Source organism: Pseudomonas sp. HMWF021, from assembly GCF_003061005.1.
Taxonomy (GTDB): Bacteria; Pseudomonadota; Gammaproteobacteria; order Pseudomonadales; family Pseudomonadaceae; genus Aquipseudomonas.
The window spans coordinates 14,056-31,736 of the sequence record NZ_QAIK01000171.1; the positions used below are offsets into that span (position 1 = coordinate 14,056).

11 protein-coding genes are annotated in these 17,681 nt (G+C 61.2%); 6 read left to right on the forward strand and 5 right to left on the reverse strand.

Going from position 1 to position 17,681, the window contains the following annotated elements:
- Positions 1 to 6: 6 nt before the first annotated feature.
- From DBR18_RS24735 to DBR18_RS24755, 5 genes are all read right to left on the reverse strand, one after another.
- Positions 7 to 1,071, reverse strand: coding sequence for a hypothetical protein (locus DBR18_RS24735; RefSeq protein ID WP_177482434.1), 1,065 nt, complete (start codon positions 1,069 to 1,071; stop codon positions 7 to 9).
- A gap of 183 nt (positions 1,072 to 1,254) precedes the next feature.
- Entirely contained in the window at positions 1,255 to 2,205 is a 951-nt protein-coding gene (locus DBR18_RS24740) for a transporter (RefSeq protein ID WP_108592283.1), read from the reverse strand.
- A 12-nt stretch (positions 2,206 to 2,217) separates the two neighbouring features.
- Positions 2,218 to 3,630 (reverse strand): DUF1254 domain-containing protein, encoded by a 1,413-nt coding sequence (locus DBR18_RS24745; protein WP_108592284.1) that lies wholly within the window; start codon positions 3,628 to 3,630, stop codon positions 2,218 to 2,220.
- Positions 3,631 to 3,640: 10 nt separating this feature from the next.
- Positions 3,641 to 4,432, reverse strand: coding sequence for a hypothetical protein (locus DBR18_RS24750; RefSeq protein ID WP_108592285.1), 792 nt, complete (start codon positions 4,430 to 4,432; stop codon positions 3,641 to 3,643).
- A 286-nt stretch (positions 4,433 to 4,718) separates the two neighbouring features.
- Entirely contained in the window at positions 4,719 to 5,144 is a 426-nt protein-coding gene (locus DBR18_RS24755) for a YciI family protein (protein WP_108592286.1), read from the reverse strand.
- A 350-nt stretch (positions 5,145 to 5,494) separates the two neighbouring features.
- Between DBR18_RS24755 and tpx the strand changes: the two genes are divergently transcribed.
- The 6 genes from tpx (at position 5,495) to DBR18_RS24785 (ending at position 17,618) form a co-directional block, all read left to right on the forward strand.
- Positions 5,495 to 5,995 (forward strand): thiol peroxidase, encoded by a 501-nt coding sequence (gene tpx / locus DBR18_RS24760; RefSeq protein WP_041066982.1) that lies wholly within the window; start codon positions 5,495 to 5,497, stop codon positions 5,993 to 5,995.
- 175 nt (positions 5,996 to 6,170) lie between these two features.
- Complete coding sequence (locus DBR18_RS24765) at positions 6,171 to 7,478, forward strand: MdtA/MuxA family multidrug efflux RND transporter periplasmic adaptor subunit (RefSeq protein ID WP_108592287.1); 1,308 nt, start codon at positions 6,171 to 6,173, stop codon at positions 7,476 to 7,478.
- A complete protein-coding gene (locus DBR18_RS24770) occupies positions 7,475 to 10,570 on the forward strand; it encodes an MdtB/MuxB family multidrug efflux RND transporter permease subunit (RefSeq protein WP_108592288.1) in 3,096 nt (1,031 codons plus the stop codon). Before DBR18_RS24765 ends, DBR18_RS24770 begins: the two co-directional genes overlap by 4 nt.
- 142 nt (positions 10,571 to 10,712) lie before the next feature.
- Entirely contained in the window at positions 10,713 to 13,820 is a 3,108-nt protein-coding gene (locus DBR18_RS24775; protein WP_108592289.1) for an efflux RND transporter permease subunit, read from the forward strand.
- The gene (locus tag DBR18_RS24780) at positions 13,817 to 15,277 is read left to right on the forward strand and encodes an efflux transporter outer membrane subunit (RefSeq protein ID WP_108592290.1); all 1,461 of its coding nucleotides are present in this window, start codon (positions 13,817 to 13,819) and stop codon (positions 15,275 to 15,277) included. Before DBR18_RS24775 ends, DBR18_RS24780 begins: the two co-directional genes overlap by 4 nt.
- 259 nt (positions 15,278 to 15,536) lie before the next feature.
- On the forward strand, positions 15,537 to 17,618 hold the full coding sequence (locus DBR18_RS24785) for a bifunctional diguanylate cyclase/phosphodiesterase (RefSeq protein WP_108592291.1): 2,082 nt from the start codon (positions 15,537 to 15,539) through the stop codon (positions 17,616 to 17,618).
- Positions 17,619 to 17,681: the final 63 nt, after the last annotated feature.

Here is a 17,681-nt window from a genome sequence, read left to right on the forward strand (position 1 = left end):
CCTTTCTCAGAACATGAACGTCGGAATGACCGGGATGAACGACAGCCGGAAATTCCAGCGGCTACTGATCAGGTCGTCAGGGTGAATTGCCGAGTACTGGAGCTCGCCGGAGATACGCACCGGCAATTTGCCGACATTGAAAATCCGCCCGGCGCCGAGGCCGATGGGGAAGGTGACCTTGTTGCCGCCCTCGGCCTTCCAGTTGACGGTGACGTTGGGGGTCATGCCGATCCGCCATTGCTCCGGCCCGGGAATCGCCCGCTGGATGAAGTACTGCACGTTGGTCAGGCTGACGTCCTTGCGCTGGCTGTCGCCGGCCACCGACCACCAGTGCTGCGGAAATACGCCCAGGGTCCAGTCGGGGCCAAGGTAGGCGGCGACGAACGCCGGGCCGAGGGAATATTTGCCGGTGCCGAGTACGTCGTGTTCGGCGGTGGGGAACATCGCGGTCGGGCCGAAGCCCCAGACCATTTTGCCGCCGCCCTCGAAACGGATCGGCTCCTTGGGCGAGAACACGCCGACGTAGGCCAGATCGCCGAAACCGCTGGTGCGGTCGAACGGATCCTGAATCACCGAGGCGAAATCGCCGCGATCGTGCAGCAGTTCATTCGGCCCCATGCCGATCAGGTTGCCGGCCTTGCGGTTGACCGGCGCGCTGACGTAACTCACCGGCAAACGGTTGATCAGGTTCCAGTCTTCGCCAATGGAAATCGGGAAGGTCGGCATGAAGCTGTACTTGCCGAGCATCCGCGTGCCGTTGCTGTGCGGGCCTTTGAGCGCGGTGTAATCGTACTGGTTGAACAGCAGCACCAGATTGCCCACCGGGTTGTCCATCAGTTTGGCGATCTGTTCGGTGGAGGGATCGCAGCCGGCGGCGACGACTTTTTTCAGGTCGATGTCGAAGTCCTGTTGCAGGCGCTGGCAGGTTTCGGGATCGCCCTTCTGGACGGTTGCTGGCGGTGTTTTGCCAAGGGTCGGCAGGTCTTGCGCTGCACAGGCCAGGCTGCTGAAAAGCAGACCGCAAGCGAGGCTGCTGTTGATCAAGGAAACAGGCGACTGATACGACGCCATCGCGAGCAGGCTCGCTCCTACAGGGGGTGTGTTCAGGGTTGTGGTGGCTGGGCGGGCCTCTTCGCGGGCAAGCCCGCTCCCACAGGGGATTTTCGCTGCACACGAACTCCATGTGGGAGCGAGCCTGCTCGCGAAGGCCACACCTCGGTTCCCAACCTGTAAATCAGCCATCCCTGGCTCCTTCTAGAAAAATGCCAGGGTCATGTTGACGCCGAAGCCGTTGCCTTCAGGTCGGTTCTTGGTGTCGAACTCCGGCACCCAGCGCGCGCTGATGTTGGCCTGGGCATCAGCGAACTTGCCGGCCCAGCCGACCACGGGGCCGGCGCCGACCGAACGGCCACGGAAGCCATTCAGCGTATCGGCGGTCTGGCCCTTGTCATCGGTGACCTGCTGGATATAACCGGCCGCCAGACCGGCGCTCCAGCCACTGCCGAACCCGTGGGTCCACAACGCGTCGAGGGTGAAGATATTGCCGTTGCGATAATCGGTGGTGGTGTTTTCGGTGTAGAACTCCAGGCCACTGGACAGGGTGAATTCGCCACCCTTGCCGTCCAGATGGGTGAAGGCCACGGTGGGCATGAACGTGTAATTGTTCTGGCCCGGATTGGCCAGGCGATTGTCGTTGTAGGCGCCGGTGGGAACGTAGATCGGCAGGGAAAACGCGATGTGGTTGAGTTCATCGAAGTGATAACCGGCGGCAATCGGCGTGACCAGTGCGTCGGCAAACTGCGTGCCGGAGTCGCTGGTGCCAAGGGTGCGTCCGCGTGGGCCGGTGATGGCGGCATCGATGTCGGTGTACTGCAACGGAATGCCGATCGCCGAGGCGAAATTCCACGGGCCTTTACCGGTGTCCCAGATGTGCGTCAGGTTGGTCATGGTGTAGGAGACTTTCATGTCGATCCCGGCGCTGACCTCGCCGGAAATCGGCGCGCCGCGACTGCCCTTGAGCGATCCGTCGTACCAGATGCTGGTGACCGAGACTACCCAGCCCGGTTCCGGCGGGATGATCCCGGCGTTGGAATACACCTGTTGCCCGGTAATCGGCCGGCCGACCCCGCCTTCGGCTGCATGGAGTTGAGCACTGCCGATCATGCACAGCGCCAGCAGTGGACGCACAACGTAAGGCTTGACCATCACTGGCTCCGTTTATTGTTTTGAGTTGACCGGGGTGAGTGGCGGCATTTTCCATTCGCCGCTGGCCACTTCCGGTTTCGGCAGGTACAGACGCAATACGCCGTAGAACGGCCCGTTCGGTGCCGGCAGCCAGTTGGCCTGCTTGTCCTTGCCGGGGTTGTCGTGCTGCACGTAGAGGGTCAGACCGCCATCGGCATCGAGCTTCAAGTCCGGCAGCATCCGCGAATTGATCAGGTAGCGATCGAGCGGGTTGGCCACCAGCAATTTGCTCTTGCCGTCGTACATGGTCAGCGACCAGAAGGCGTCGGCCGGGGGCAGGGCGCCCTTGTCGAAATGCAGGGTGTAGTCATGTTTCGCCGCGTCGGCCGGTTGACCGTCCTTGTCGACGAAGTAGCCGAAGTAGTTCGCCTCTTCGGCGGAGTTGCCGAAGATGCCCATGTTGGCGCCGGCGTAGCGATACAGGTAATTGCCCTTGAGGTGGTCGCGGGTGCCGAACAGATCACCGCTGCTGATTTCGTGGGTGTCGACCTTGTCTTTCTTGAACGCGGCGAATTCCGCCTTCGCGTCACTGATGCCGTCTTCCAGGGCCTTGCGCTGCTCGGCACTGAGCTTGCTCAGGTCGAACGGCTGGCCGCCACCGATGCCGATTTTGGCAAAGCGCGCCAGCAGGTCTTTTTCAACGTCCTGCGGCGGGGTGAAGGCCAGCATGAAATTCAAATAGCGGAACAGGTCCGGGGTTTCGCTCATGGTCGGCGTGGGTTTCGGCCAGCTGACTTTCGGTGCCGGCGCCGGGGCTTTCTGTTTGAGGTAATGGCTCAACGGCTCGACCTTGTAGCCTTTCTGGATCTGCCTGACCTTGCCCAGATCCTTCTCGTCGAACAGCTGCGTGCGGTACAGCGCGTAGGCGATGTTGCTTTCGCTGCGCAGCAGGCGGTCGATATTGACCGGTTGCTGCCCCTGCCAGTCAGGCCCGGCGATCATGAAGTGGCCGCCGTTGTTGCCGGTGCTGCGGGTGCCCAGGTAGGCGAAGTTCTGCGTGTAGGCGTCGATCAGTTGCACCGAGTAGTAACGGTGCTCTTCGATCGGTGGCAAGGTGAGGATCAGCGGCTCGCTGCGCAGGTCCATCCAGACGAACGAGTAGGGCGTGTCGGCGTTCGGCGTGACGAAAGCGGTGTCCTTGGCGGTGAAGGCCTTTGCGGTGTTGCCGATCTGGTTGAACGATGCCTTGAAGTTCGGGCTCTTGCTGTCCACGGCCTGGGTGTACAGGGTCTTGTACATTTCCACTATCGGGAAGCCATAGAGGTAGGCGTCCTTGGCAATGCCCCGGGCTTCTTCGGGGCTGGCGCTGAAACCCTGAGCGCCGACGCCGCAGCTGGCGAACAGGGTCATCAGGCTGAAACCGGCCGCGCGCAAAGCAATGTGCATGGGTATTTCCTTATTTTCCGAACGTCACGTTGATCCCGGCGAACAGGGTGAATTGCGGCACGCCGTCGCCTTTGCGTTCGACCGTCCACTGCGGTTCGAGGAAGGCGTTGAGAATGTTGCTGCCAGACTTCCAGACCTTGCCCGCACCCAGGCCGATCGGGATGTAATGGGTGTTGTTCTTCAAGTCGAAGGTCCAGGTGCCGGTGGAGCGCAGATACCAGCCTTTTTCCAGGTTATGGATGATGAAGGGCTGCATGGTTGCGGTTTCGACGTGCGCGCGGTCGTGGTCGCCGGCGAACGAACTCTGGTACTGCACCAGCGCCCCGAGCAGGCCGCGCGGTGACGAATCAATCGCCACGGCAGCCAGACCGGCCTGCCATTTGCCGGTGCCCAGTTCGTCCTCGGCAGCCGTCGGCGCGGTGATCTGCGGGCCGATACCCAACTGCACGCCTTCAGTCTTGAGCAGGAAGATGTCGAACAGATTGAGATCGCCGATGCCGGTGCTGTAGCCGCCGTGCGGATCAGGGCGAGTGCTGATCGGCATGGTTGCGCGCAGCAACTGCGGCACGCCGATGAGGTCATTGGGCGCAATCGGCAAGGTGCCGCGCAGCAAGGCATCGTTGGTGTGCAGGTTGCTGTCGAACAGCTTGGGCGTGTAGTAATCCTGCAGATTGGCGCCGGGCGCCAGGTTCAGCGGGTTGTTACTTTTGTTGGCCTCTTCGGCGTTATTCGCCAGAGCACAAAACACAGGCGCCAGCGAACTCGCCAGCAGCAAGGCGCGAATCCCCGATTTCTTTGACATGGTCCCCGTTTCCCTGGTGGCTACTGCATGGACGACCCGGCACTTCTCGGCCGTTGGCCGTAATTCCTTTCTTATCAAGCCTGTAGGACACGTCTGATTGACGCTAGCAGCTAATCGGGAGTTAGCCAGTCGAATGGATTAATTCTTTGGTTTTGTGTACAGAATCACATTGAGCGCAAAACCTTCGCCCCCGTAGGAGCTGCCGAAGGCTGCGATCTTTTGATCTGGCTTTTAAAAACCAAAGTCAAAAGATCGCAGCCTTCGGCAGCTCCTACAGGGGCGGGGGTTAGCCGTTTTTCTTTGCTTGCTCGCGGATCCGTTCTTCCTGCGCTCGTGCTTCGGGGGTGAATTCGGCGCCGAAATCCTCGGCGGAGAAGATCTGCCGGATTTCGATATCGGAGTCGCCCGGCATCGGGTTCGGGCAGCGCTTGACCCACTCGATGGCTTCTTCCTTCGACTTCACTTCCCAGATCCAGTAACCGGCCACCAGCTCTTTCGTTTCAATGAACGGGCCGTCGACGACCGTGCGCTTGTCGCCGGAAAAATGCACGCGGGCGCCTTTGCTGCTGGGGTGCAGGCCGTCGGCGTCGATGAGGATGCCGGCCTTGACCAGTTCTTCGTTGAAATTGCCCATGGCGGTAATCAGCTCTTCACTGGGCATGATGCCGGCTTCGGAGTCGGCGCTGGCTTTGACAAGGATCATGAATCGCATGATGGTTTCTCCAGGGAATGGGGTTGATTCACTGCTTAGTCGAACGAGCGCCTCACGAATCGACAGGTCTCTGAATAAAAGATGCATCCCGGCGTTTTAACAACCGCAACCCGACACACTGCAACTGCGAATGTAGGAGCTGCCGCAGGCTGCGATCTTTTGATTTTGCTCTTTAAGGTCAAAGTCAAAAGATCGCAGCCTGCGGCAGCTCCTACGGGGGAGGTGGGTTGTATACAATTTTTTGCGCAGGCCCCTGACAATTTTCAGTCAGGGCATAGGTCGTCAGACAATTTCGTGGTTAACTTCGGCCTCTTGCATGCTCAATAACCACGTTCAGAAGGACTAAAGTCATGGCTCAAGTCACCCTCAAGGGCAACCCGGTTCAAGTCAACGGCCAGTTGCCACAAGCCGGTTCCAAGGCGCCAGCCTTTTCCCTGGTTGCCGGCAATCTGTCCGACGTCACGCTGAAAGACTTTGCCGGCAAGCGCAAAGTGCTGAACATCTTCCCAAGCGTCGACACCCCGACCTGCGCCACCTCGGTGCGCAAGTTCAACGCTCAGGCCAACGAACTGAACAACACCGTGGTGCTGTGCATCTCGGCTGACCTGCCATTCGCTCAGGCCCGTTTCTGCGGCGCCGAAGGTCTGGAAAACGTGCAGAACCTGTCGACCCTGCGTGGCGCCGAGTTCATCGAAAACTACGGCGTAGCCATTGCCGACGGCCCGCTCAAAGGCCTGACCGCCCGCGCCGTGGTAGTTCTGGACGAGAACGACAACGTGCTGCACAGCGAGCTGGTCAAGGAAATCGCTGAAGAGCCGAACTACGACGCAGCACTCGCCGTTCTGAAATAAGCGCTTTTACAATTGTTAACGGCCTGGCCCTGTCCAGGCCGTTTTCATTTGTGTATCAGTGTTTTGCCTCACACCTTGAAACGTAAGTTGAAGGTAAATTGCCGGTAAAGCTGCTTTGCTTAAATCCGATCAGTGCTTATCGTTCAGCCTCCCGTAAAAGAAGCCCACGCGCCCAATGGTTAATCAATCCATGCAATCGTCCCCTCGCAACTCCCGTCGCTGGCTGATCAGCCTGCTCGTCCTGTTGGTCATCGCCGTCCTGTGCTGGAAATTCTGGCCTGCCGGTTCGGCCCACAAGGAGGGTACCGACAAGGCCGCGAACGGCCACGCCGGACGTTCGGGGATGATGCGGCCGGGCTTCGGTGGCGCGGCCGGGCCGATTCCGGTGCGGGTGGCGCCGGCGGTCACGGGTGACTTCCCGCTGTATTACAAGGCGCTGGGCACGGTAACCGCGCTCAACACCATCAATGTGCGCAGCCGGGTCGGCGGCGAGCTGGTCAAGATCAACTTCGAGGAAGGGCAGATGGTCAAGGCTGGCGACCTGCTGGCAGAGATCGATCCGCGCCCGTACCAGAACGCCTTGCTCCAGGCTGAGGGCACCTTGCTGCAGAATCAGGCGCAGCTGAAAAACGCTCAGGTCGATGTCGAGCGTTATCGTGGCCTGTTCAAGGAAGACAGTATCGCCAAGCAGACCCTGGACACCGCCGAAGCGCTGGTGGGCCAGTACCTGGGCACGGTCAAGACCAATCAGGCGGCGGTCAATGACGCCAAACTCAATCTCGAATTCACCAAGATCCGCGCACCGATTGCCGGTCGTGTCGGTCTGCGTCAGGTCGACGTCGGCAACCTTGTCGCCGCCAACGACACCACCTTCCTCGCGGTAATCACCCAGACCCAACCGATCAGCGTGGTCTTCACCCTGCCGGAAAACAGCCTCGAAACCGTACTTGCCCGCTACCACAGTGGCGCGAAACTGCCGGCCGAAGCGTGGGATCGCGGCGACACGAAAATCCAGGCCAGCGGCGTGCTGCAAAGCCTCGACAACCAGATCGACGTCGCCACCGGTACGCTGAAATTCAAGGCCCGTTACGAAAACCGCGACCAGTCGCTGTTCCCCAATCAGTTCGTCAATGTGCACCTGCTGGCCGACACCCTGAAAGGCGTGGTGCTGGCACCGTCGGCGGCGATTCAGTTCGGCACCAACGGTACCTTCGTTTATGCATTGGACGGCGACAAGAAAGTCACCATCCGCCAACTGAAGATCGGCGCCAGTGACGGCACCAACACCGTGATCACCGAAGGCCTCGCTGCAGGAGATCGCGTGGTGCTGGAAGGCACCGACCGCCTCAAAGAAGGCAGCGAAGTGGAAGTGGTCAACGACAGCAATGACGTGCCGACCACCCCGACCGGCCACCTGCAGGGCAAACCCGCCGCCAGTGCGCCGGACGCCGCCGCGGCTGACAAGGCCAAGAAGGGCGCATGAACATTTCGCGGCTGTTCATTCTCCGTCCGGTAGCCACCACCCTGAGCATGCTGGCCATTGTTCTGGCCGGCCTGATTGCCTATCGCCTGCTGCCGGTCTCAGCCTTGCCGCAGGTCGATTATCCGACCATTCGCGTCATGACCCTGTATCCCGGCGCCAGTCCGGACGTGATGACCAGTGCCGTCACCGCACCGCTCGAACGTCAGTTCGGGCAGATGCCGGGCCTGACGCAAATGGCCTCGACCAGTTCCGGCGGCGCTTCGGTGCTGACCCTGCGCTTCAGCCTCGACATCAACATGGACGTCGCCGAACAGCAGGTGCAGGCCGCGATCAACGCTGCGACCAATCTGCTGCCGACCGACTTGCCGGCGCCGCCGGTGTACAACAAGGTCAACCCGGCGGACACCCCGGTGCTGACCCTGGCGATCACCTCGAAAACCATGCTCCTGCCCAAACTCAATGATTTGGTCGATACGCGCATGGCGCAGAAGATCGCGCAGATCAGCGGCGTCGGCATGGTCAGCATTGCCGGCGGCCAGCGGCAGGCGGTGCGGATCAAGGTCAACCCGGAAGCCCTCGCGGCGAACAGCCTGAACCTGGAAGACGTGCGCACCCTGATCGGCGCGTCCAACGTCAACCAGCCGAAAGGTAACTTCGACGGCCCGACCCGGGTCTCGATGCTCGATGCCAACGATCAGCTGACGTCGCCCAAGGACTACGCCAACCTGATCCTTGCCTACAAGAACGGCGCGCCGCTGCGCCTGAAGGATGTCGCGGAAATCGTCGACGGCGCCGAGAACGAACGCCTGGCGGCGTGGGCCAACCAGAATCAGGCAGTGCTGCTCAATATCCAGCGTCAGCCGGGTGCCAACGTGATCGAGGTAGTCGACCGGATCAAGGCACTGCTGCCGAGCATCACCGACAACCTGCCGGCCGGCCTCGACGTTACCGTGCTCACCGACCGCACCCAGACCATCCGCGCCTCGGTCACCGACGTACAACACGAACTGCTGATCGCCATTGCGTTGGTGGTGATGGTGACGTTCCTGTTTCTGCGGCGTGCCAGCGCGACGATCATCCCGTCGGTGGCGGTGCCGCTGTCGCTGATCGGAACGTTTGGCGTGATGTACCTGGCCGGCTTCTCGGTCAACAACCTGACTTTGATGGCGCTGACCATCGCCACCGGTTTCGTGGTCGACGATGCGATCGTGATGCTGGAGAACATCGCGCGTTTCATCGAGGAGGGTGACAGCCCGATGCAGGCGGCGCTCAAAGGCGCGAAGCAGATCGGCTTCACCCTGATTTCCCTGACCCTGTCGCTGATCGCGGTCCTGATTCCGCTGCTGTTCATGGCTGACGTCGTCGGGCGGCTGTTCCGCGAGTTCGCCATCACCCTGGCGGTGGCGATCCTGATTTCGCTGGTGGTTTCGCTGACGCTGACCCCGATGATGTGCGCGCGCTTGCTCAAACGCGAGCCGGAAGCCGACGAACAGGGCCGCTTCTACCGGGCCAGCGGCGCCTTCATCGACTGGATGATTGCCGCCTACGGACGCAAGTTGCAGTGGGTCCTCAAACATCAGCCGCTGACCCTGTTGGTCGCCATCGGTACGCTGGCATTGACCGTGTTCCTCTATATGGTGGTGCCCAAGGGCTTCTTCCCGGTGCAGGACACCGGGGTGATCCAGGGCATTTCCGAGGCGCCGCAGTCGATTTCCTTCGCGGCCATGGGCGAGCGTCAGCAGGCGCTGGCCAAGGTGATTCTCGAGGATCCGGCGGTTGAAAGCCTGTCGTCCTACATCGGTGTCGATGGCGACAACGCCACGCTCAACAGCGGTCGCCTGCTGATCAACCTCAAGCCCCACGGCCAGCGTGACCTGAGCGCCACCGAGGTGATCGCGCGCCTGCAACCGCAACTGGACAAACTGGTCGGTATTCGCCTGTTCATGCAGCCGGTGCAGGATCTGACCATCGAGGATCGGGTCAGCCGTACCCAGTACCAGTTCAGCATGTCCTCACCGGATGCCGAGTTGCTCAGCCAGTGGAGCGGGCGTCTGGTCGAGGCGCTGGCCCAGCGCCCGGAACTGACCGACGTTGCCAGCGACTTGCAGGACAAGGGCTTGCAGGTCTATCTGGTGATCGACCGCGATGCGGCGTCGCGCCTCGGTGTTTCGGTGCAGAACATCACCGATGCGCTGTATGACGCCTTCGGTCAGCGGCAGATTTCCACCATTTACACCCAGGCCAGCCAGTACCGCGTGGTGCTGCAAGCGCAGGCCGGGGAGAAGATCGGGCCGGCGGCGCTGGACCAGATTCACGTCAAGACTACCGATGGCGCGCAGGTGCGCCTGTCGAGTCTGGCGCATGTCGAGGAGCGTCAGGCGCAATTGGCGATCACCCACATCGGCCAGTTCCCGGCAGTGATGATGTCGTTCAACCTCGCGCCCGGCGTGGCGCTGGGGCATGCGGTGGATATCATCGATCAGGTGCAAAAGGACATCGGCATGCCGATTGGCGTGCAGACCCAGTTTCAGGGTGCGGCCGAAGCGTTTCAGGCGTCGCTGTCGAGCACCTTGCTGCTGATTCTGGCGGCGGTGGTGACCATGTACATCGTGCTCGGCGTGCTCTACGAGAGTTACATCCACCCGATCACTATCCTGTCGACCCTGCCGTCGGCGGCGGTGGGTGCCTTGCTCGCGCTGCTGCTCAGCGGCAACGACCTGGGGATGATCGCCATCATCGGCATCATCCTGCTGATCGGTATCGTCAAGAAGAACGCGATCATGATGATCGACTTCGCCCTCGACGCCGAACGCACCCAGGGCATGGCGCCGGAGCAGGCGATCTATCAGGCGGCGCTGCTGCGTTTCCGGCCGATTCTGATGACCACGCTGGCGGCGTTGTTCGGCGCAGTGCCGCTGATGCTCGCCACCGGTTCCGGGGCTGAGCTGCGGCAGCCGCTGGGTCTGGTGATGGTCGGCGGTCTGCTGGTGAGCCAGGTGCTGACTTTGTTCACCACGCCGGTGATCTACCTGTATTTCGATCGCCTCGGTCGGCGCTTTGGCAAGACCGATGCCGAAGAGGTATCGGTATGACTGTCCGTACACAGACCTCCTGTGGGAGCGGGCTTGCTCGCGAAAGCGCTGGATCAGTCACCATCAATGTTGAATGTCAGACCGTATTCGCGAGCAAGCCCGCTCCCACAGGGGTACAGGGTGAATCCGGGGAATACGTTCAATGAACCTCTCCGGTCCTTTCATCAAGCGCCCGGTCGCGACCATGCTCCTGAGCCTGGCGATCATGCTGCTGGGCGGTGTCAGCTTCGGCCTGTTGCCGGTATCGCCGCTGCCGCAAATGGATTTCCCGGTGATCGTGGTCCAGGCCAGTCTGCCCGGTGCCAGCCCCGAAGTAATGGCGTCCACGGTGGCGACGCCGCTGGAGCGCTCGTTCGGCGCGATTGCCGGCGTCAACACCATGAGCAGCCGTTCCAGTCAGGGTTCGACCCGGGTCATTCTGCAATTTGACCTGGACCGCGACATCAACGGCGCGGCGCGTGAGGTGCAGGCGGCGATCAACGCTTCGCGCAACCTGTTGCCGAGCGGGATGCGCAGCATGCCGACCTACAAGAAGGTCAACCCGTCGCAGGCACCGATCATGGTGCTGTCGCTGACTTCGGACGTGCTGGAAAAAGGCCAGCTCTATGACCTGGCCTCGACCATCCTCTCGCAGAGCCTGTCCCAGGTGCAGGGTGTGGGTGAAGTGCAGATCGGCGGCAGCTCGCTGCCGGCGGTGCGCATCGAACTCGAACCGCAGGCGCTGAACCAGTACGGCGTGGCGCTTGACGATGTGCGCAAGACCATTGCCGGGGCCAATGTGCGCCGGCCCAAGGGTTCGGTCGAAGACGGCGAACGCCTGTGGCAGATCCAGGCCAACGACCAGTTGGAGAAGGCCAAGGATTACGAGTCGCTGATCATCCACTACAACAACGGCGCGGCGCTGCGCCTGAAGGACGTGGCCAAAGTCAGCGACGGCGTCGAAGACCGCTACAACAGCGGTTTCTTCAACGATGACGCAGCGGTGCTGCTGGTGATCAACCGTCAGGCCGGCGCCAACATCATCGAGACGGTCAACGAGATCAAGGCGCAGTTGCCGGCGTTGCAAGCGGTGCTGCCGGCCAGCGTCAAACTGAACCTGGCGATGGATCGCTCGCCAGTGATCAAGGCCACCCTGCACGAAGCGGAAATGACCCTGCTGATCGCCGTGGCGCTGGTGATTCTGGTGGTGTTCCTGTTTCTCGGGAATTTCCGCGCCTCGCTGATTCCGACACTGGCGGTGCCGGTGTCGCTGGTCGGCACCTTCGCGGTGATGTACCTCTATGGCTTCTCATTGAACAACCTGTCGCTGATGGCGTTGATTCTGGCCACCGGTCTGGTGGTGGACGATGCCATCGTGGTGCTGGAGAACATTTCCCGGCACATCGACGAAGGCGTCAAGCCGATGAAGGCTGCCTACCTCGGGGCCAAGGAAGTCGGTTTCACTTTGCTGTCGATGAACGTGTCGCTGGTGGCGGTGTTCCTGTCGATCCTGTTCATGGGCGGGATTGTCGAGAGCCTGTTCCGCGAGTTTTCCATCACGCTGGCGGCAGCCATCGTGGTGTCGCTGGTGGTCTCGCTGACGCTGACGCCGATGCTTTGCGCGCGCTGGCTCAAACCACACACGCCGGGCCAGGAAAACCGTCTGCAACGCTGGAGCCGCAAAACCAACGACTGGATGGTCGGCAAGTACGCCACCAGTCTCGACTGGGTGCTGCGTCATCGACGTCTGACCTTGCTCAGCCTGATCATCACGGTGGGCGTCAACGTCGCGCTGTATGTGGTGGTGCCGAAGACGTTCATGCCACAGCAGGACACCGGCCAGTTGATCGGTTTCGTGCGCGGCGACGATGGCCTGTCGTTCAGCGTGATGCAGCCGAAAATGGAAACCTTCCGCCGTGCCGTGCTCAAGGACGAGGCAGTCGAGAGTGTGGCCGGGTTCATCGGCGGCAACAACGGCACCAATAACGCTTTCATGCTGGTACGTTTGAAACCGATCAAGGAGCGCAATCTGTCGGCGCAGAAAGTCATCGAACGCCTGCGCAAGGAAATGCCCAAGGTGCCCGGCGCCCAGTTGATGCTGATGGCGGATCAGGACCTGCAGTTCGGTGGTGGCCGAGAGCAGACCACCTCGCAATACAGCTACATCCTGCAAAGCGGTGATCTGGGCGCATTGCGCGAGTGGTATCCGAAAGTGGTCACCGCGCTGCGTGCACTGCCCGAGCTGACCGCCATCGACGCCCGCGAAGGACGCGGCGCGCAACAAGTGACGCTGATTGTCGACCGCGATCAGGCCAAGCGCCTGGGTGTCGACATGAACATGGTCACGGCAGTGTTGAACAACGCCTACAGCCAGCGGCAGATTTCGACGATCTACGACAGCCTCAACCAGTATCAGGTGGTGATGGAGGTCAATCCGAAATACGCGCAGGACCCGGTGACGCTCAATCAGGTGCACGTGATTACCGCTGATGGCGCACGGATTCCGTTGTCGACCATCGCCCATTATGAAAACAGTCTGGAAGACGACCGCGTCAGCCACGAAGGCCAGTTCGCCTCGGAAAGCATTGCCTTCGACATGGCCGAAGGCGTGACGGTGGAGCAGGGCAGCGCCGCCATCGAGCGGGCGATTGCCAAAGTCGGCCTGCCGGAAGACGTGATCGCGAAAATGGCCGGCACCGCCGACGCCTTTGCCGCGACCCAGAAGAGCCAGCCGTTCATGATTCTCGGCGCGCTGCTGGCGGTGTATCTGGTGCTCGGCGTGCTGTATGAGAGCTACATTCACCCGCTGACCATTCTTTCCACCTTGCCCTCGGCCGGGGTCGGCGCGTTGCTGTCGATTTATGCGCTGGGCGGCGAGTTCAGCCTGATTTCGCTGCTCGGACTGTTCCTGCTGATCGGTGTGGTGAAGAAAAACGCGATCCTGATGATCGACCTGGCGCTGCAACTGGAACGCCATCAAGGCCTGTCGCCGCTGGAGTCGATCCGCAGCGCCTGCCTGCAGCGGCTGCGACCGATTCTGATGACCACGCTGGCGGCCATTCTAGGCGCCCTGCCGCTGTTGCTCAGCCGTGCCGAAGGCGCGGAAATGCGCCAGCCATTGGGCCTGACCATTATCGGCGGTCTGATCTTCAGCCAGGTTCTGACCCTTTACACCACCCCGGTGGTTTACCTCTATCTCGACAAGCTGCGCCACCGCTTCAACAAATGGCGTGGCGTGCGTACTGACGCCGCTCTGGAAACTCCGCTATGACTGACCGTTCGCTTCTCAATCTGGCCTCTGTGCGCGGCTCGCGTCTGCTGAGCCTCTCGCTGTGCGTGGCGATGCTCAGTGCCTGCGCCGTCGGGCCGGACTATCAGCGTCCGCAGACTGCTGAGATCGCGCAATACAAGGAAGCCAAGGGCTGGCGACAGGCCAACCCCAGTGATTCGCTGGCCCGTGGCGCCTGGTGGGAGCTGTATGGAGATCAGCAGCTCAACAGCCTGATCGAGAAACTCAACAGTGCCAACCAGACTGTCGCGCAATCCGAAGCCCAGTTCCGTCAGGCTCAGGCCCTGGTGCGCAGTGCCCGTGGGGCGTTTTACCCGAATGTGGACCTGAGCGTGGGCAAGACCCGTTCCAGCCAGGGCACCGGCAGCAGCAGTTCGAGCCTGAGCAGTTCGGCCAGCGGCATACGCGACACCTACAACGCGCAGTTGGGCGTGAGTTGGGAAGCGGATGTCTGGGGCAAGTTGCGTCGCGGGCTTGAGGCCAATGAAGCCAGCGCCCAGGCGAGCTTCGCCGATCTGGCGGCGATGCGCTTGAGCCAGCAGTCGGAGCTGGTGCAGAACTACCTGCAACTGCGGGTGATCGATCAGCAGAAACGCTTGCTTGAGGCCACCGTCGCGGCCTACGAGAAATCGCTGCAAATGACCCAGAACCAGTACCGCGCCGGGATCTCCGGACGCGATGCGGTGGCGCAGGCGTTAACCCAGTTGAAAAGTACCCAGGCCGATCTGGTCGATCTGATCTGGCAGCGTGCGCAGTTCGAAAACGCTATCGCCGTGCTCACCGGGCAAGCGCCGGCCGAGTTCAGCATCGCGGAAACACAGAACATTCCGAACCTGCCGCAGATCCCCCTGAGCCTGCCTTCGCAACTGCTGGAACGGCGCCCGGACATCGCTTCGGCAGAGCGCTCGGTGATCGCTGCCAACGCCAACATCGGTGTGGCGAAAGCGGCGTATTACCCGGATCTGACCTTGAGCATGAGCGGCGGCTACAGTAGCAGTACCTCGAAAAATCTTCTAACCCTGCCGAACCGGTTCTGGTCGGTCGGGCCGAAACTGGACTTGCCGATCTTCGACGGCGGGATCCGTTCGGCCGAAGTTGATCGCACCGAAGCGGTGTATGACCAGACCGTCGCCAAGTACCGCCAGACCGTGCTCGACGGTTTCCGTGAAGTAGAAAACTATCTGGTGCAACTGAAGGTATATGAGGACGAGGCGGCTGTGCGTCAGGAAGCACTGGATGCCGCGCGCGATTCCCTGCGCCTGACCCAGAACCAGTACAAGGCCGGGTTGATTGCCTACATCGATGTCGTCGTGGTTCAAGCCACGGCGCTGAGCAACGAGCGCACCGTGCTTGACATCCTGCAGAGTCGCCTCATTGCCAGCGTGCAATTGATTGCCGCGCTGGGCGGCGGGTGGGACGGTCAACTGGCTTCGGAATAATCCTGTAGGAGCTGCGGCACGCTGCGATCTTTTGACTTTGTTTTTTTGAAATGAAGATCAAAAGATCGCAGCGTGCCGCAGCTCCTACAGGTTGTGGTCGTTGTTCCAGAGCCTTGCAGAGTGATCAAACAAGCGTTTCATCGGGTTGATGGCAAAATGGTTACTTTGTCAGTGCGTTCTTCTGCGCAATCAGTACAATCGCCGCATTTGCCCGGCCGGGAACGGACGCAGTGCGGTGCGGGTGGTCACGAGAATCTTCATGCTCATCGGTAATTATTCCTTCACTCTGGTTTTCATTTCGTTGTGTGTGGCGATTCTGGCGTCGTACACGGCGCTTGATCTGACCGGGCGCATCGCCACTGCCCGTGGGCGGGCAGTGCATTTCTGGACGGCCGGCGGCGCATTGGCGATGGGCGTCGGTGTCTGGTCGATGCACTTCATCGGCATGCTCGCCTTCAAACTGCCCATCGACCTGGGTTACGACATACCGATCACCGCACTGTCATTGCTGATCGCCGTTTTATCCTGTGGTTTCGCCCTGTGGCTGGTCAGCCAGCCGAAACTGCCCATCCTGCAACTGGTATTTGGTGCACTGATCATGGGCTCCGGCATCAGCGCCATGCATTACACCGGCATGGCCGCCCTGCGCATGACACCCGGTATCGACTACGATCCGACGCTGTTCGCAAGTTCATTGCTGATTGCAGTCGGTGCTTCGGCAGCAGCGTTGTGGATAGCCTTTCGCCTGCGTCAGCATTCGCCCTACGTCGGGGTGATCCGTGGCGGCGCGGCGGTCATCATGGGTATCGCCATCGTCGGCATGCACTACACCGGCATGGCGGCAGCACAGTTTCCCGAGGGCAGTTTCTGCGGCGCCACGCTCAATGGCCTGCGCGGCAACGGCCTGGATGGTCTGGTGCTGATCACCACGTTGGCGGTGCTGTCGATTGCCTTGCTGACATCCATTCTCGATGCGCGCCTCGAAGCGCGCACTGCCGATCTGGCGAAGTCCCTGACCCTGGCCAATCGCGAGTTGACGCAACTGGCGCTGCACGACACGTTGACCGGCCTGCCGAACCGCATGCTGCTGGATGACCGGATCAATCAGGCGATGAAAAAGGTCGAGGAGCAGGGCGGCTGTTTTGCGCTGATGTTCATCGATCTGGATGGTTTCAAACCGGTCAACGATGCTTTTGGCCACCATATGGGTGATCAACTGCTGCGCGAGGTCGGGGTGCGTCTGCGTGAAGATCTGCGCAGTCAGGACACGCTGGCGCGGATCGGTGGTGATGAATTCGTGCTGCTGGTGCGCCTGACCGAACCCAACGACGCCTTGGGCCTGGCCGCGCGTCAGGTCGGGTTGATCGCCCAGTCGTTCCGCGTGGCCGAGCATGACTTGCAGATTTCCGCCAGCGTCGGCATCGCCCTGTATCCGGGCAATGGCCAGAGCGCTCAGGAACTGCTGATGAATGCCGACGCGGCGATGTACCACGCCAAGGGTGGCGGTAAAAACGGCTACAGCTTCTTCGATGTCTCGATGAACAGCAACGCCCGCAAACAACTGCAGTTGTTGCAGGATCTGCGCGCCGCGCTGGAGCACAATCAGTTCAGCCTGCATTACCAGCCCAAGTTCGATGCCGCCAATCGCCGCCCGGTCGGTGCCGAAGCACTGTTGCGCTGGCAGCATCCGACGCAGGGGATGTTGCTGCCGGACAAGTTCATCGATCTGGCGGAGAAGACCGGCCTGATCATTGCCATCGGCGACTGGGTACTCAACGAGGCCTGCCGGCAGATGCGCGAATGGTACGTGCTCGGTTACACCGACTGGCGCATCGCGGTGAACCTCTCGGCGTTGCAGTTCTGCCACGCCGGGCTGGTGCAGAGCGTAGCGAAGGCATTGGCCACGCATCATCTGCCGGCCAACAGCCTGACCCTGGAAATCACCGAAACCACCGCCATGAGCGACGCCGATGCAAGCATGACCGTGTTGCAGGAGTTGTCGGACATGGGCGTGGACCTGTCGATCGACGACTTCGGCACCGGCTATTCGAGCCTGATGTACCTCAAGCGCCTGCCGGCTAACGAGCTGAAGATCGACCGCGGATTTGTCCGCGATCTGGAGCACGACAGCGATGACGCGGCCATCGTTTCGGCCATCGTGGCGTTGGGGCAGGCCCTGGGCTTGCGGATTGTCGCCGAGGGTGTGGAAACCGGCGTACAGCAGGACTTCCTGACGAAATTGGGCTGTGATTCGCTGCAAGGCTATCTGTTGGGGCATCCGCTGCCAGCGGAGCGCTTCATGCAGAACATTGCCCGTGGAGAGACATTGGCGGCTGTCTGAATGTGGCGAGGGAGCTTGCTCCCGCTGGGGCGCGAAGCGGCCCTTTTTTGATCGGTCGTACCG

Bases quoted from the DNA above. Each gene is read 5' to 3' on its own strand.
- DBR18_RS24735 (WP_177482434.1), bottom strand. From the start codon at position 1,071: ATGGCGTCGTATCAGTCGCCTGTTTCCTTGATCAACAGCAGCCTCGCT.
- DBR18_RS24740 (WP_108592283.1), bottom strand. From the start codon at position 2,205: ATGGTCAAGCCTTACGTTGTGCGTCCACTGCTGGCGCTGTGCATGATC.
- DBR18_RS24745 (WP_108592284.1), bottom strand. From the start codon at position 3,630: ATGCACATTGCTTTGCGCGCGGCCGGTTTCAGCCTGATGACCCTGTTC.
- DBR18_RS24750 (WP_108592285.1), bottom strand. From the start codon at position 4,432: ATGTCAAAGAAATCGGGGATTCGCGCCTTGCTGCTGGCGAGTTCGCTG.
- DBR18_RS24755 (WP_108592286.1), bottom strand. From the start codon at position 5,144: ATGCGATTCATGATCCTTGTCAAAGCCAGCGCCGACTCCGAAGCCGGC.
- tpx (WP_041066982.1), top strand. From the start codon at position 5,495: ATGGCTCAAGTCACCCTCAAGGGCAACCCGGTTCAAGTCAACGGCCAG.
- DBR18_RS24765 (WP_108592287.1), top strand. From the start codon at position 6,171: ATGGTTAATCAATCCATGCAATCGTCCCCTCGCAACTCCCGTCGCTGG.
- DBR18_RS24770 (WP_108592288.1), top strand. From the start codon at position 7,475: ATGAACATTTCGCGGCTGTTCATTCTCCGTCCGGTAGCCACCACCCTG.
- DBR18_RS24775 (WP_108592289.1), top strand. From the start codon at position 10,713: ATGAACCTCTCCGGTCCTTTCATCAAGCGCCCGGTCGCGACCATGCTC.
- DBR18_RS24780 (WP_108592290.1), top strand. From the start codon at position 13,817: ATGACTGACCGTTCGCTTCTCAATCTGGCCTCTGTGCGCGGCTCGCGT.
- DBR18_RS24785 (WP_108592291.1), top strand. From the start codon at position 15,537: ATGCTCATCGGTAATTATTCCTTCACTCTGGTTTTCATTTCGTTGTGT.